Source organism: Lysinibacillus sp. FSL R5-0849, assembly GCF_038595075.1.
GTDB lineage: Bacteria > Bacillota > Bacilli > Bacillales_A > Planococcaceae > Lysinibacillus > Lysinibacillus fusiformis.
In genome coordinates this window covers 1,227,196-1,242,664 of the sequence record NZ_CP152004.1, presented here as the reverse complement: position 1 = coordinate 1,242,664, position 15,469 = coordinate 1,227,196, and the positions used below count along the sequence as shown (strand labels likewise).

Below are 15,469 nucleotides of genomic sequence, written 5' to 3'. Positions count from 1 at the left end.
GTATAGTGGAAAGGAGTTCAAAATGCATCCACAGCATCATACTTTATTTATCGAATACTGTGCTTATTTTAATGGCAATCAGGATTTTTTCGAATGCCATGAAGTGCTTGAGGAATATTGGAAGGAAATCGCGCCTGGTGATAAAATGCACCCATTGGTTGGCTATGTACAGCTCGCAACAGGCTTATACCATTGGCGGCGTGGTAATGATACTGGCGCTATACGAATTTTAGAAAAAGCACTTCATAATTTTCAACAAAATGAAGGTCATATCTTTTTCCATGAAATTAGTTATTATCAACTCCTGACCGAACTAAAAAATTGTCTCGCCGCGATCCAAGCAGGCAAGTCCTTCCATGCATTCCAGCTCCCCCTTTCACCCAAGTTGCTGGAATTAGCACTAGCGCGTATAGAAATTATGCCACCTAGTAACTCAAACTATCTTCTTCATAAGCATATGCTAAGGGATCGCTCACATATACTTGCAGAGCGACAAGAAAGCAAACAAAGAAAAAGTAGACGTTAATTTCCACTTTAGACAGACGCTTTCGGCTTGTGGAAATGAGTTGATTTCATCGCTTCCCTAGCTTCACTCTGACCAGAATCTCGATTTCATCGCTTTTCCCGCAGGTGTTGCCGGCTTTTATTCCATTCAACTAAACTTTGGCGATGCTAACCAATAATAGCCGAGTAGTGAATGAATGAACGTGGTCAATTAGTAGTTGACCACTTATAGAACGACAAAAACCATCGATAAGAGTTTACTCTCGATGGTCTTTGTTTACATTATGTGCAGACGATGTTACTCGTCTGCTTTTTTATCGATGCAATTGATACATTTTTGAACTAGTTGACGTGTTTCATCTGTCGCACGTACATTTTCATATTGGCCTAGCTCTCCTATTTCCTGAAGCATTTCCTTCGCAACACCCTCGCCTCTATAGGAAGGCACAACAGATACATGTTGGATCGTAGCAGTATTATTCTCATCTGTTACAAGCCCAACAATGCCAACATATTCATCATTTTTTTTCCATAAGTATAAAACCCAATTATCATCATTTTCATAGGAGTGGATGGTCTCGGTAAGCTTTTTTACGTCTTTTTCGTTCGGCATAAACGAAAGTAGCCCCATTGCTATTTTCTCTAAAGCTTTTTTATATCGAATTAACATATTTGTCTATTCCCTCTTTTTCTAGCTGTACATAATCTTTGACTATCCTACACGATTTGTACTTTTACCGCAAGCCAATTTCTGTCTTACGAACCAGGTCCGAGAATTCCTTTAGACGCCAACACCCAATAGACAATACCCCACAACACAATAAAAGTTGAAATGGATGCTAGTAATACCCATTTATTCTTTCTCAATTTTACTCACCCTTTTTTAAAGTTAGCGGGAGATCGTTTTGCACAATATCTTCATAACTTTCGCGGCGAATAGCTAATTGATGCTGTCCATTCTCTACAAATACAACAGCAGGTCTAGGAACACGGTTATAGTTACTTGCCATAGAATAACCATATGCGCCTGTACAGAAAATGGCTAAAATATCACCTGAAGCTGCATCTTGTAGTTTAGCATCAATAATTAATTTATCGCCAGATTCACATAATTTACCAGCAACCGTATAAATTTCATTTTTTGGCTCATTCGCTTTACTTGCAATGATTGCCTCATACTTAGCGTCGTATAATGCTGGGCGGATATTATCACTCATCCCACCATCTACAGCAATATATTTTCGCACATCTGGTACTGTTTTTTGTGATCCGATTGTATAAAGAGAAGTTCCTGCATCACCGACAAGTGATCGACCTGGTTCAATCCAAATTTCTGGCATTTTCAGTCCAAGTACAGTTGCTTTGTTTTTCACTACTGTAATCATGTCCTCTACATATACTTGTGGTTCAAGCGGTGCATCTTCTTCAGTATAACGAATACCAAAGCCCCCACCTAAGTTTAACACAGTACATGTAAATCCGTGAGCCTTGTTCCAATCAGAAATTTTGTCAATCAATTTTTCTCCTGCTAACCCAAAGCCAGCAGTGTCAAAAATTTGTGAGCCAATGTGACAATGTAAGCCCAATAGCTCTAGGAATTCATGGTTAAATGTTTGTTGGAATGCCTCATCCGCTTGACCATTGTTTAAGTCAAAACCAAATTTAGAATCAGCTTGACCTGTCGTAATGAAATCATGCGTATGTGCTTCAACCCCTGGTGTAACACGTAATAATATACGCATTTTTTGTTGACGACGTTCAGATATTTCTTTTAAAAGCTGAATCTCATAGAAATTATCTACAACAATACAACCGATTTTGGAGTCAAAAGCTAGCTCTAATTCTGAAATGCTTTTATTATTGCCATGGAAATGAATGCGCTCAGCTGGAAAACCTGCTTTTATGGCTGTAAATAATTCTCCACCTGATACAACATCCAAAGATAAGTTTTCTTCTGCTGCTAATTGATACACAGCTACACATGCAAATGCCTTTGAAGCATAAGCTACTTCTGCTTTTACGCCTAGTTTTTTAAACGTATCGATAAAGCTGCGAGCACGCTTACGAATAAGTGCAGTATCATACACAAAAAGTGGTGTACCGTACTCTTTGGCAAGCTCTAGTGTGTCTACCTGTCCAATTGTTAAATGACCATTCTCAGAAATCGCTTGTGTTCCATATAAATGCATGTGCATCTCTCCCTTTTCACTTCGTTCCATTCTGTCACTTTTACAGAAATATGATAGGATCTACCATTGGAAATAGAGCTATCCCATCAAAAATTAATTTCATCCAGCTTCAAGAGGCGTATGTATAAAACCTCCCTTTTGCTGAATGAAAATAATTTTTGCAAAAATCACAAAATACTATATGTGAACTTTATCACATGAAAAAAACGAGTGCAACGGCTCCTATGATCTTTTTCGCTGTTTGGAAGCGACTACATAAGGTCTTAATGCATCTGCCGTCATTGGGAAACGAATTAGGACACGTAGCATCGCCATTGGGAAGAATGGAACAAGCGGCCAAAAATAGGGTGCCTGCATTGGTCGTAATGAACATAAATACGTAAACACTAAGAATATGCCAATGAATAAACCATTAACTCCCCAAATACCTACCATAAGCAATAAGAATAACCTAAATATTTTTATGGAGATACTTAGCTCATAGGACGGAATAATAAAGATGAGAATAGCTGCAACAGCCGTATAGAGGACAACCTCTGCTGAGAACAGTCCCACATCGATCGCAATTTGACCAATAATTACCCCCGCAACCAAGCCCATCGCTGTAGACAGTGGTGTTGGAGTATGAATGGCGGCCATCCTCAAAAATTCAATACCAATATCTGCAATAAGTATTTGCAATAATAAGGGTACATGCGATTTCTCCTGCGTCCCTAAAAAAGAAAGAGCATCAGGAAGCAATGATTCATTTGTTGCAAATACATACCACAAAGGTAATAAAAGTAAACCCATAATGGCGCCGAAATACCGCATAAAACGTACAAATGTACCAACTAGTGGCGCCTGTCTATATTCCTCCGCATGCTGTAGTAAATGGAAAATCGTAATTGGCACAAGAATAACAGACGGTGAAGTATCTACCATTATGGCGATATGCCCTTCCAGTAAATGCGCCGCAGCAATATCTGGCCTTTCCGTGTAACGGACAAACGGAACTGGATGGAATTTTTGCTTAAACAGCCATTCTTCTAATGATTTATCAGCCATTGTCAAACCATCATGGTTAATTTGGTCAAGGCGCTGTCGTAATTTTTCGAGCATATCTTCATTGGCAACATCCTTCATATACGCTATGGCGACGTCGGTTTGGCCGATTTTGGATATTTTATGTAGCTCGAAACGTAAATTACTATTGCGAATCCGCCTACGAATTAAAGCTGTATTTTGAGATATTCCTTCTGTAAAACCATCCCTTGAGCCACGTATAACCTTTTCATTGTCGGGCTCCTCAGGGGAACGTCCTGGATAGTTTCTGAGCTCGGCAACGTAGCAATAGCCACTTTTAGTAATAAAGGTCACTTGCCCGCTTAAAATGGCTAATAAATAAGCTTTACGCTCAGTTTCCTCTGAACGTCCGTGAAAGTTAAAATAGGACTCGAAATACTCCTTCTCATCCTCCACATCAATTTCATAGTCCTCATCTGGGAGCATACTTGAAAGTAATTGTGTTAGGGCTTCTCCATCCACAAGTCCACTAATATAGGCACAAAGAACCGGCAAATCTTTGACAAATAAATGCTTAATTCCAACGTCAAATGATTCGCCGTCACCAAATTGCTCCTTAAGAAAATCTTCGGCTGCTTCTAAGTTGCTAAATAATTTATTTGTCATGCTGTCACCATTTTCTTAGATGTCTTTTTTTATTGCTTCTTGCTCTACAGTTGCGCTTGTAGCCATCCAACTTTTTAATTGAGCAAGAATTTTTTTCTCCAAACGAGATACTTGCACCTGTGATATGCCTAACCTATTTGCAATTTCAGTTTGCGTACAATCTGAAAAATAGCGTAAATAAATGATAGACTGTTCTCTCGGTTCAAGCCTTGTAAGCACTTCTTTAAGGGGGATATAATCAAATGGCTGCTCAGATTTTTCATCCTTCATTTGATCCATCAATGTGATGGAATCTCCTTCACTTTCATACAATTGCTCATGTAGAGATGCTGGATCTCTTAATGCATCCGATGCTGTCACGATTTCCTCGGTTGTCACACCAAGTACTTGTGCCAGCTCCTGTATCGTTGGCGGATGTTCATTCTTTTTAATAAATTCGTCTGTAGCATGTCGGATTTTAAAGTTCAGCTCCCGGATAGAGCGACTCACCTTCACCATGCCATCATCCCTTAAAAAGCGTTGAATCTCACCAATAATCATAGGTACTGCATAGGTTGAAAATTTAACATCATACGATAAATCAAACTTATCTACTGATTTCATGAGTCCTATGCAGCCTATCTGGAATAAATCCTCGAGCTCAACACCTCTCGTTGTAAAACGTTGAACAATGGACCACACAAGCCTCGTATTGCCTTCTACCATTCGTTTACGAGCCTCATGATCGCCCTTCTGTGCGCGTGCTATTAAATCACGCATTTCCTCCTGAGACAAAAGCTTTTCGGACGACTGTTCTAACGGCTTCACGATGATACCCTCACATTACCGCTGTGCGAACTGTGTAAAATTTCTTCGTAAATGTTACAGTTGTGCCTTCACGCCACTTGGACATAACTGTTAGCTGATCAGAAAAACTGTCCATAATCGTAAAGCCCATACCTGAGCGCTCCATTACACTTTTTGTAGTAAATAACGGCTCCATTGCTTGACTCACGTCTTCAATGCCTACTCCTTTATCCATCACAGACACCGTTACAATGTCATCTTCACGTTTAGCATGAACAGTAACAACACCTCTGCCATCCTCTTCATAGCCATGAATAATGGCATTGGAAACTGCTTCTGAGACGACTGTTTTAAATTCAGATAGCTCATCAATAGTTGGGTCTAATTGAGCAATAAAGCCAGTGACTGCTACACGGGCTAAGGCTTCATTTTCACTAAGTGCTAAAAAAGTTAATGTCATTTCGTTATCCATTTACAATCCCCCTTACGCGATCAATCGCTTGTTCCTCTGTTGCATCCATCATCCAAGGCCCTAAACCTGAAAATTGAAAAACTTTCCGCATGGTTGGCGATGGATTCAATAAAATAGTTCGCCCAGCAACTGCCTCTAACTCACGCATACGACCAAGCACTAAGCCTACTCCCGAACTATCCATAAAAGATAGCCCTTCTAAGTTCCATATGATGGTCGTCACAGTGCCTTGGAAAATTGCTGCAGAAATTTTCGCTCGAATTTGCTCTACTGCATGATGATCGAGCTCCCCAAATAAACGTATAACGACTGTCTCTCTTGTGACCATTTCTAATTGAAAATGCATGAACATCGCCTCCTCCTCGTGCAATTCCACATTTAATACGCTGATTCCTTGCGGCTGACAGAACTAGTGCAAAGTCTTCTGAAATAGTGTCAAATCGACATACTTATAGCTTTTTAGGTTTAAGTGCAGTATGGGATAAGTGAACGTGTTTTAAACAAGCTGCTGTTATCTCAATATGAAATTTCTACGAAAATGTAAACATTTCATAGGTTTAATGTTGGAACGATAAAAAAAGCGAGAACCCTCGTATGTGAGAGCTCTCGCAAATAAAATGTTATGCAATTGTATAAGCTTGCTGTATTTTATGAATCGTATCTTGATCGATTTGGTTATTGGAATATAAATAAGCAATAATATCCCCATTTTTTACACGATCGCCTTTTTTAGCAATCAGCTGAATGCCTGCATCGTAATCCAGCGCAGATTCCTTCGTTAAACGTCCAGCACCTAGACTAACACTAGCTTCACCAACTAAAAGGGCATTAATTGTTTCCACAGTACCCTCTGTCACTGCCGTTACTGAAACTTTATGGGCTGTTTCATTTTGTACGATATCTGATACGTCCCCACCTTGAGCAACAATAAACTCCTCAAATTTAGCAGCGGCAGAACCATCTGCCAGTACGCGCTTAACAGCGGCTGTTGCTTCCGTTTCATCAACACCTGCGGCAACTTGATACATTAAAGAAGCAATGACTACACATTCATCTAGTAAATCCTCATGTGTTTCTTCCATACGACCGCTTAATAATGCATAGGCTTCCAATACCTCAAGTTTATTGCCAATCATTTTACCTAGTGGATTATCCATATCACTAATATGAGCAACAACTCTGCGCCCAAGTTTTTCCCCAATAGCTGTCATTGTATCAGCTAATCGCTGAGCTTCTTCTTGCGTTTTCATAAACGCTCCTGATCCACATTTAACATCTAGCACAATACCATCCGCACCACTAGCGATTTTTTTACTCATAATGGATGCAGCAATTAATGGAATCGAATCGACCGTTCCTGTCACGTCTCTTAATGCATACAACTTTTTGTCAGCTGGTACAAGATTGCCTGTTTGCCCAGCAACTGCAATTTTATGTCTATTGACATTGTCAATGAATTCCTGTGAGGAAAGCTCTGTTTTGAAGCCTTGGATTGACTCTAATTTATCGATTGTACCACCTGTAATACCTAGACCTTTACCACTAAACTTGGCTACTGGAATTCCTAGAGATGCAATAATAGGTGTGACCACAAGTGTTACTTTATCTCCAACGCCACCTGTTGAGTGTTTATCAATTTTAAAACCATCAATAGACGTTAAATCAATAACATCTCCTGATTCAATCATTGCTTTTGTTAAATAAAACGTTTCATCATCAGACATTCCTAAAAGTCGAATCGCCATTAACAGTGAGCTTGCTTGATAATCAGGAATCGAACCTGTCGTATAGCCATCTACAAAATACTGAATGTCAGCTTGTGAGAGCTCTAATCCTTGTTTTTTCTTTTCAAACAATTGCACCATATTCATTCTAAAATCCCCCTTATTTCAATTCTTGTAAGAAACTTTTGCCGAATGCTGGGGCCTCTACTTGGAAGTTCTCAGCCACTGTAGCTGCAATATCAGCAAAAGTTTCACGAAGCTCTAATTCAGCTCCACCATTAAAACGTGGAGAATAGACAATTAACGGTACATATTCACGTGTATGATCTGTGCCATGGAAGGTTGGGTCATTCCCGTGGTCTGCTGTAATAATTAATAAATCATCCTCTGACATTGCACTTGTAATTTCTGGTAGTCGTGCATCGAATTCTTGTAGAGCTTGTCCGTAGCCTAGTGGATCACGGCGATGTCCAAAATTAGCATCAAAGTCTACTAAGTTTAAGAAGCTCATTCCATGGAAATCACGGCGGACAACTTCAGCAAATTTGTCCATTCCATCCGTATTATTTTTAGTACGTACAGCATCTGTAACACCTTCACCGTTGAAAATATCAGAGATTTTACCAATTGCAATTACATCTAAGCCTGCGTCTTTCAAAACATTCATCGTTGTACGACCGAATGGCTTTAGTGCATAGTCATGTCGATTTGAAGTACGCGAGAAGTCCCCTGGAGTACCTATAAATGGACGTGCGATTACGCGACCCACTAAATATTCAGGCTGTAATGTTAATTCACGTGCAATTTCACAGATTTTATATAATTCATCTAATGGTATGATTTCCTCGTGAGCAGCAATTTGTAAAACTGGATCAGCTGATGTATAGACAATAATTGCTCCAGTTTCCATATGCTCTTTACCGAAGTCTTCTATAACCTGCGTACCACTTGCAGGTTGATTGCAAAGTACTTTACGACCCGTACGTTTTTCTAGCTCAGCAATCAACTCTGCAGGAAATCCATCCGGATATACTTTAAAAGGCTTATCAATATTCAAACCCATAATTTCCCAATGTCCTGTCATCGTATCTTTTCCGACAGAAGCTTCTTGCATTTTTCCATAGTATGCTTTCGGCTCATTTGTCGCTTGCATACCTTGCAGCGGCTCGATATTTGCCAAACCCATTGACTCCATTACTGGCATTGTAAGCCCATTCATTTTTTCAGCGATATGTCCTAATGTATGTGATCCTACATCGCCAAAATTTGCAGCATCTGGCGCTTCACCAATTCCTACAGAGTCCATCACAACTACATGGATTTTGTTAAACGGTTTATTCATTATTATTGCCTCCAATCTCATGACTCTATTTTACCAAAAAAATGCGAAAAATAAAGGTCAGACATCCGACCGAAAAAAATTTTCTGAAATTTTTAAGCACGGGGATGAAATTGCTTATATACTTCCGATAATCTTGTTTTGCTAATATGTGTATATATTTGCGTTGTTGAAATATCTGCATGACCTAGCATCTCTTGTACGGCGCGTAAATCAGCCCCATTTTCGACTAAATGAGTAGCAAAAGAGTGACGCAATGTATGTGGTGTTAACTCATGTTGGATGCCAGCTTTTAAAGCATGCTCCTTCATTAATTTCCAACAACCTTGTCTTGTTAAACGTTTCCCTCTTTGATTAATAAAAAACGCATCAGTTTTTGGATATTTTCCCTGTAATTGACCACGAGCATTGTTTAAATAGGTGCTTATGGCTGATAAGGCGCTTTTGCCAAGAGGAATGATTCTTTCTTTTCCACCCTTCCCAAACACCCGAACAAAGCCCATTGTTAAATGAATATCAGCTAAATCTAAAGCAATAAGCTCACTGATTCGCATACCTGAGCCATATAATAATTCAAGCATCGCTAAATCACGGATACCTTGTGGCTTACTTCGATTCGGCGCCGTCAATAAGGCTTCAATTTCTTCTATAGATAAAATATTCGGTAATTTTTGCTCAATTGTCGGCATTTCTAAGTGTACTGTTGGATCTGATTCAGCACGCTTTTCTCGGAGTAAAAATTGGTGGAAACTACGAATAGATGAAATATGGCGAGCAATCGTACGGCTTGTCTTCCCTTGTGCACGTAGTTGCTCTAAATGTCGTAGTATGGTCGTTCTTTCTACACGATTAAAATCAGCCATACCTTCTGCATTTTGCAAAAAATTCACATAGCTTTCTAAATCTCGGCGATAGGATGCTAATGTATTAACAGATAACTGCCGTTCCACTTGGATAAAATGGATATAATCCTCTACTGCATATTGAAATTCATTCATCACAACGCCCCCTTACTGTCAATTATTTTCTATTTTAGCATGGCTATTAGAAATGTGCTAAAGCCTCCTCTATTCGACATAAACTAACGGTAATAAGGATTTATTATTTCATAAAAAAACAAAAAACTGCCCGATTTAATCTATAACAGAGATTAAAACAGACAGCTTTTCGTTAATTTTCTTCATTCGATTCGTCGTTTTTATCATGACAGCGCCAGCATATGCCGTGGAAAGTTAGTCGGTGATCCTTTATGATAAAGTTCCAACGCTTTTCAACAACGGCTTCCACATCTTCAAGTAAATCTTCTTGAATTTCATCAACAGCTCCACATTCAATACAAACTAGATGATGGTGGAAATGGGCAGCTCCCTCTTGGCGTAGGTCATAGCGCGACACGCCATCGCCAAAGTTGATTTTGTCGACAATTTTGAGCTCAGTTAATAATTCTAACGTTCTATAAACAGTAGCTAGACCGATCTCTGGTGCTTTTTCTTTTACTAAAAGATATACATCCTCAGCACTTAGGTGGTCTTCTTCGTGCTCAAGCAAGACAGCAACTGTTGCTTCTCGCTGCGGCGTCAGCTTGTAACTAGCACTATGCAACTGTTTTTTTATACGATCAATTCGGCTCTCCATGTGACGCCCCCCTAAACTCTTTCCATTATACCAAAGGAGTAAATCCTATTACAAGATAGTGAATAGATTTCTAACATGTTCTACTTTTTTATCTGATCACAATGTCTGTCTATTAAACCCATCATTTTAACACATAAGAAACAACAATAAACTCAGCAACTATTATGATGAAAAATGCGATAAAATTCAACAAAATTGTCCGACCAGATACTTGTTTCCCGATTTTTCGCTTTGACCAAGCAGGTACAAGTAAATTGCATAGGACTAGCAACAATATACAATAGATAAGCTGAAATGGAAACCACCAAATCGTATAAAGCCAAAAAGCTTCAAGTTTTTGTAATAAAAAAACAGAACTAAAGCCAAAAAAAGTGGCACGCATGGCTACAGTTACACGTACTAAAACTTTTAAAACACTGTGAGTTGCTAGTAATAATACAAGACCTATGGAAATGGCGACAGGAAGCACTAAACGAAAAATCGAATGCCTGTCCCCATCGGCTAAACGAGGTTCTATAAATAAAATAAACGGTTCCGCTTTCGGTCCACCAAAAATATGAAAGAAAATAACGCCACAAACAAAGCTAACGGCAATGATGGAAGCGTGATAAAATATAGACACCGTACGAGACATAAACATGCTCCTTTTCTATCAAGGTTTGTACAGCTTATGCTCGTCCGTCTCTATTATGCTAAAGATTATTTTCTAAATGGGCAGCAAGCCAAAGTACAGCAAATGCAGTTTTAGCATCAAATATACGTTGATCTGCGACCATTGATTGTGCTACTTCCAACGAAACTTCTAAAAGTTCGACAAACTCATCCTCATCTAATGCTGCTTTATTGTCGATGTTATACAAATCCTTCGCTACATATAGATGAATGACCTCGTCTGCAAATCCCGGCGACGTTGCAAATGTTTGTAAATATGTAAGGCTATGCGCGCCGTAGCCTGTCTCTTCCTCTAATTCACGGCGAGCTGTCATTGCTGGTTCTTCACCAGGTTCAAGTTTCCCTGCTGGAATTTCAACAATAGAACGTTCAAGTGCCTTACGATATTGCTCCACTAACACTAATTTACCCTCATCTGTCACGGCAATAACCGCAACCGCTCCAGGATGTTTAATAATTTCGCGCTTTGCAACCTGACCATCTGGCAACATGACATCATCAACTTGTAGTTTTACAATTTTTCCGTCATAGATTGGTGTCGTTTTTGTCGTTTTTTCCTCAAACTTTTTCATAGACGATAACCTCGCTTGTCCTTCAGATATGTTCATTGTACCATTACAAGTAAAGAAGTCGAAGGAGGTCGTTTCATGAAAAAGAGGAAGCTTGGCACTAGTGAATTATTCATTTCTGAAATTAGTTTAGGAGGCATGTCACTTTCGACAGATAAAGAGCAAGCAGCTACTATTGTCGATATGGCATTAGATGCGGGCATAAATTATATGGATACTGCCGATTTATATGATTTAGGGGCTAATGAGGAGATCATTGGCGCGGCATTAGGAAAGCGTCGTCAAGAGATTATCCTTGCCACAAAGGTAGGTAATCGTTGGACTGAAGGTGTAGAAGGCTGGCAATGGGATGCTTCGCCATCTTATATAAAACAAGCTATTCATGCTAGTTTGAAACGGTTAGGGACGGACTACATCGATGTTTATCAGTTACACGGTGGTACAATCGAAGATGACTGGGATGGTATTATCGACACTTTTGAGGGCTTGAAAAAAGAAGGACTTATCCGTGAATATGGCATTTCCTCCATTCGTCCAAATGTTTTACAACGTTTTTTACCTGCAAGCTCTGCTAAAAGTGTCATGATGCAATATAGTGCATTAGATCGCCGCCCCGAAGAGTGGTTGGAGCTCATTGCGAACGAAGGTGCTTCTGTTGTAACTCGTGGCACAGTGGCAAAGGGCTTATTAACAAATAGCTGGCAGCAACGCCTTCAACGAGTAAACGGTTTTAACAACTATTCTTCAGAAGAGTTAACAACAACGTTAACAAACTTAGCTTCACAGTATAATGATTTACATGCATTGGCACTAGCCTTTAATTTAAAAGAGTCTGCAATCGCTTCTACAGTAATTGGAGCAAGTTCACAGGAGCAACTAGCACAGACCCTCTCTGCCTATGAAAATATGGCTGCTATAACCAATTTTGAAGCAGCAAATACGTTAACAAAAAATGAGCAATATGTAGAACATCGATGAAAAAGTGGTTAATCTTCATCATCTGTCTAGTTGTGCTTATCATTTCCTCGAGCATGACTTACGAACAACAAAGTATTTTACCAGAGCTTAAAGATTTATTAGCTAATAAACCTTTTGAAAAACAACTATCCGTTTTAAAGATCCCTTATTGGGACACAGTCGTATCAGTTGAAGAACGTGGTTATTTTCCATTTGTTGAATTTTTAATTCGTAAACTAACACATTTTATCGGTTTTGGATGCATTGCGCTTGGTTTGTACTTTGCATGGGGAAGACACCGTTTTGCAGCAACTATTGCTATTACTGGAACGGCTTTTATTGCTATGCTTGATGAATTTCGTCAAAGCTTTACACCAGGTCGCACAATGAGCGGCCAAGATGTACTTGTTGATACAGCTGGAGCCATTATTTTTGTTGGTGTCGTTGTGGTCTTCAGGAAATTGTTGAAAAATAAAAGACAAAAGGCACTAGTTTAGCCTTTTGTCTTACCTATATAATCCTTATAGGAATCTCCAATAATAAAGAGACTCAGTTTCTTTATATTGAACTGAACCCCGAATAGTGGACACTTTAAAAAGTGACCCTATTCGGGGTTTTTTGTTCATTTCACAAAAAAATCTCGTTATACTAAATATACGAAATTAAGAACGGGAGAAATTAGCATGAGTAAAATCATTTTTAACGAACATCAGATACGACAAATAGAAGCGAATCGATTTGTAGCATCTGTATCAGATCGTTCTATTCAATATACAGCGGAATATAAAATCTTTGCGGTCAAAGAAAATCTAGCTGGTAAGGGACCTGTACAAATCTTTAAAGAAAACGGGTTTGATTTAGAAGTGATTGGTGTGGAAAAAGCAAGGTCATCGATTAAACGCTGGAGAGCATCTTTTAAAACTCATGGAGAACAAGCATTTTCAGAGGAAAGACGCGGAAAAGGAGGTTCTGGTCGACCAAAAAAAGAACACATGTCAGCTGAAAAGAAATTAGAAAAAGCAGAGGCACGTATTCGTTTACTTGAAGCTGAATTAACACTGTTAAAAAAGCTAGACGAGATGGAAAGGCAGGCAAAGAAACGGCTATTTTAATACCAAGGGAAAAGTATCAAGCAATTAATGATACCGTTCGGCTGTATCAGTTGAAAAATATGACACGTTATTTATGTGATTTGGCAAATGTAAGCCCCAGTGGTTATTATAAATGGCTCCAAAATAGTGAGAAACAAGCGATGCGAGAAGAAGCAGATTTTCAGGACTACGTCCTACTAAAAACGATTTATGATGCGTCAAAAGGAAAAGTTGGTTATCGGGGTCTTTACATGGCACTAGAAGAACTACTTGAAATCCCGATGAATCATAAAAAAATTCTACGATTAATGCGTAAATTCAATCTATATTCGAAAGTAAGACGTGCAAACCCTTATCGAAATCTTGCCAAAGCTACAGAAATCCATCGTCAAGTACCTAATCATCTAAATCGTAATTTTCATCAAACAGAGCCAGGCAAAGTGTTTTTAACAGATATTACGTATTTACAATATCGTGGCGGACAAACAGCGTATCTATCGTGTATAAAGGATGTTGCAACACGAGAAATCGTTGCATATGAGGTATCGACAAATTTACGCATGGAGTTTGTTTATCGTACGCTAAAAAAATTAGAAGAGCATATCAATGACAATTTACATCCTGAAGCGATGATTCATTCAGATCAAGGTTTCCATTATACACACCCAGCATTTCAAAAATGCGTCAAAGAAATGGGATTACTTCAGTCAATGTCTCGCCGAGGAAACTGCCTAGATAATTCGCCAATGGAGTCATTCTTTGGGCATTTTAAAGATGAAATAGAATATAAAGAAGCTGGAAGCTTATCAGAATTAAAATATATGATAGATGATTATATGGAGCACTACAACAATACAAGAAAGCAATGGACGTTAAAAAAAATGACTCCGGCAGCATACCGAAGTCATTTAATCGCTGTTTAATGTAGCAAATGGTCTTTTATTAAACTGTCTACTTTATAGGGTTTAGTTCATATAAGGTAGCCCCTGCTTTTTCTAAAACTCGATGGGAAGCGAAATTATCTTTTTCTGTATCTGCAATAATAGACTGAACATTTGGTTGATGATGTAGCCAGTTTATCATTGTTATAATGGTTTCTGTCATATAACCACGTCCTTGAAAACTAGGAAAGGTATAATAACCAATCACCACTTCCTGCCTCTCATTTGGCATCCCTTTTAGCAAAATGCCCCCAATAGCACAATTCTGTTCTTTACATACAATCAACCAATTCGTATGCCAAATATAATTTTCTTCATCTTCCAAAACTTTGGAGCGTCTATAGTCCAATGCCTGTTTTAGCTCATCATCAATAATTCCCTCTAGCTTATGTAAAGAGAATTCAATTGCTAAATCATTCTCATGCTCAATTAGCAATTGTAAATACTTAGCATTTAAAGGAATTAATCTTAATCTTTTAGAATATAATTCAAACATCATTGTTCTCCTATCATAATTTAATCTACTTACTAAACTATAATAAGGTATATGTTATTGGCAGCGTCTCCCACATCATGAATTGTTACTTATATATTATCGGCTTTTTCTGTTATCCAAAAACAGTGAACCCACATGCGCGAATTCACTGTTTCCTTATTAATATTTCGTGCCTTTATCGCCATACTCGTTTAATAATTCTTCAAACGATTTATTTTTTTCTCGTTGCTTACGTTCAAAAGCTAGTTTTGCTTGGCGCTCTTCTTCTGCCGCCTGTTCTTTCACGGTTAAATCTTGCTTTGCCGCTTTTAATTTAGCTAACACATCGCCACCTAGTTGGTCTGCTAATGTGACTGCCTCCTGCTTTGGCAAGCTTGCTGTCATGCTATTGCTTGTCTGTTGTTGTTTTCGTTTCTTTCCCAT

18 protein-coding genes are annotated in these 15,469 nt (G+C 38.7%); 4 read left to right on the top strand and 14 right to left on the bottom strand.

Going from position 1 to position 15,469, the window contains the following annotated elements:
• The first annotated feature begins 22 nt into the window (after positions 1 to 22).
• A complete protein-coding gene (locus MKY80_RS05855; protein ID WP_008174621.1) occupies positions 23 to 526 on the top strand; it encodes a DUF309 domain-containing protein in 504 nt (167 codons plus the stop codon).
• A 276-nt stretch (positions 527 to 802) separates the two neighbouring features.
• Here MKY80_RS05855 and MKY80_RS05850 read toward each other — a convergent pair whose 3' ends face one another.
• The 12 genes from MKY80_RS05850 to MKY80_RS05795 all read right to left on the bottom strand — a co-directional run bounded on the left by MKY80_RS05850 (position 803) and on the right by MKY80_RS05795 (position 11,564).
• Positions 803 to 1,174 carry a GNAT family N-acetyltransferase gene (locus MKY80_RS05850; RefSeq protein ID WP_008174622.1) on the bottom strand — a complete coding sequence of 124 codons (372 nt, stop codon included), beginning with the start codon at positions 1,172 to 1,174 and terminating at the stop codon, positions 803 to 805.
• Between the two features lie 199 nt (positions 1,175 to 1,373).
• Positions 1,374 to 2,693 carry a diaminopimelate decarboxylase gene (gene lysA, locus MKY80_RS05845; RefSeq protein WP_089985414.1) on the bottom strand — a complete coding sequence of 440 codons (1,320 nt, stop codon included), beginning with the start codon at positions 2,691 to 2,693 and terminating at the stop codon, positions 1,374 to 1,376.
• A gap of 222 nt (positions 2,694 to 2,915) precedes the next feature.
• Positions 2,916 to 4,364: a spore germination protein gene (locus tag MKY80_RS05840; RefSeq protein ID WP_036124270.1), complete on the bottom strand. Its 1,449-nt coding sequence runs from the start codon at positions 4,362 to 4,364 to the stop codon at positions 2,916 to 2,918.
• A gap of 15 nt (positions 4,365 to 4,379) precedes the next feature.
• Positions 4,380 to 5,171, bottom strand: coding sequence for an RNA polymerase sporulation sigma factor SigF (gene sigF, locus MKY80_RS05835; RefSeq protein ID WP_008174628.1), 792 nt, complete (start codon positions 5,169 to 5,171; stop codon positions 4,380 to 4,382).
• A 10-nt stretch (positions 5,172 to 5,181) separates the two neighbouring features.
• Positions 5,182 to 5,622, bottom strand: coding sequence for an anti-sigma F factor (gene spoIIAB / locus MKY80_RS05830; protein WP_008174630.1), 441 nt, complete (start codon positions 5,620 to 5,622; stop codon positions 5,182 to 5,184).
• Positions 5,615 to 5,968, bottom strand: coding sequence for an anti-sigma F factor antagonist (gene spoIIAA / locus MKY80_RS05825; protein ID WP_025114066.1), 354 nt, complete (start codon positions 5,966 to 5,968; stop codon positions 5,615 to 5,617). Before spoIIAA ends, spoIIAB begins: the two co-directional genes overlap by 8 nt.
• Positions 5,969 to 6,242: 274 nt before the next feature.
• A complete protein-coding gene (locus MKY80_RS05820) occupies positions 6,243 to 7,493 on the bottom strand; it encodes a thymidine phosphorylase (RefSeq protein ID WP_008174633.1) in 1,251 nt (416 codons plus the stop codon).
• Positions 7,494 to 7,506: 13 nt separating this feature from the next.
• A complete protein-coding gene (gene deoB / locus MKY80_RS05815; protein ID WP_008174636.1) occupies positions 7,507 to 8,688 on the bottom strand; it encodes a phosphopentomutase in 1,182 nt (393 codons plus the stop codon).
• Positions 8,689 to 8,780: 92 nt separating this feature from the next.
• Entirely contained in the window at positions 8,781 to 9,683 is a 903-nt protein-coding gene (xerD, locus tag MKY80_RS05810) for a site-specific tyrosine recombinase XerD (protein ID WP_008174638.1), read from the bottom strand.
• 172 nt (positions 9,684 to 9,855) lie between these two features.
• Positions 9,856 to 10,320 carry a Fur family transcriptional regulator gene (locus MKY80_RS05805; protein ID WP_008174639.1) on the bottom strand — a complete coding sequence of 155 codons (465 nt, stop codon included), beginning with the start codon at positions 10,318 to 10,320 and terminating at the stop codon, positions 9,856 to 9,858.
• A 121-nt stretch (positions 10,321 to 10,441) separates the two neighbouring features.
• Positions 10,442 to 10,954: a hypothetical protein gene (locus MKY80_RS05800; protein ID WP_025114062.1), complete on the bottom strand. Its 513-nt coding sequence runs from the start codon at positions 10,952 to 10,954 to the stop codon at positions 10,442 to 10,444.
• 58 nt (positions 10,955 to 11,012) lie between these two features.
• Positions 11,013 to 11,564, bottom strand: coding sequence for an NUDIX hydrolase (locus MKY80_RS05795; RefSeq protein WP_008174644.1), 552 nt, complete (start codon positions 11,562 to 11,564; stop codon positions 11,013 to 11,015).
• A 75-nt stretch (positions 11,565 to 11,639) separates the two neighbouring features.
• Here MKY80_RS05795 and MKY80_RS05790 point away from each other — a divergent pair, with 75 nt between their 5' ends.
• The 3 genes from MKY80_RS05790 to MKY80_RS05780 all read left to right on the top strand — a co-directional run bounded on the left by MKY80_RS05790 (position 11,640) and on the right by MKY80_RS05780 (position 14,532).
• Positions 11,640 to 12,539, top strand: coding sequence for an aldo/keto reductase (locus MKY80_RS05790; RefSeq protein ID WP_090001075.1), 900 nt, complete (start codon positions 11,640 to 11,642; stop codon positions 12,537 to 12,539).
• Positions 12,536 to 13,015 carry a VanZ family protein gene (locus MKY80_RS05785; RefSeq protein ID WP_342532338.1) on the top strand — a complete coding sequence of 160 codons (480 nt, stop codon included), beginning with the start codon at positions 12,536 to 12,538 and terminating at the stop codon, positions 13,013 to 13,015. Before MKY80_RS05790 ends, MKY80_RS05785 begins: the two co-directional genes overlap by 4 nt.
• A 186-nt stretch (positions 13,016 to 13,201) precedes the next feature.
• Positions 13,202 to 14,532, top strand: a protein-coding gene (locus MKY80_RS05780) for an IS3-like element ISBsp3 family transposase (RefSeq protein WP_085961712.1) whose coding sequence is annotated in 2 segments (ribosomal slippage) — positions 13,202 to 13,580 and positions 13,580 to 14,532 — 1,332 coding nt in all. Because the reading frame shifts where the segments join, the coding sequence is not laid out codon by codon here.
• 28 nt (positions 14,533 to 14,560) lie between these two features.
• Here MKY80_RS05780 and MKY80_RS05775 read toward each other — a convergent pair.
• Both MKY80_RS05775 and MKY80_RS05770 read right to left on the bottom strand, forming a co-directional pair.
• Positions 14,561 to 15,049 (bottom strand): GNAT family N-acetyltransferase, encoded by a 489-nt coding sequence (locus MKY80_RS05775; protein ID WP_342532337.1) that lies wholly within the window; start codon positions 15,047 to 15,049, stop codon positions 14,561 to 14,563.
• A 156-nt stretch (positions 15,050 to 15,205) separates the two neighbouring features.
• Positions 15,206 to 15,469, bottom strand: coding sequence for a YqkE family protein (locus tag MKY80_RS05770; protein ID WP_008174653.1), 264 nt, complete (start codon positions 15,467 to 15,469; stop codon positions 15,206 to 15,208).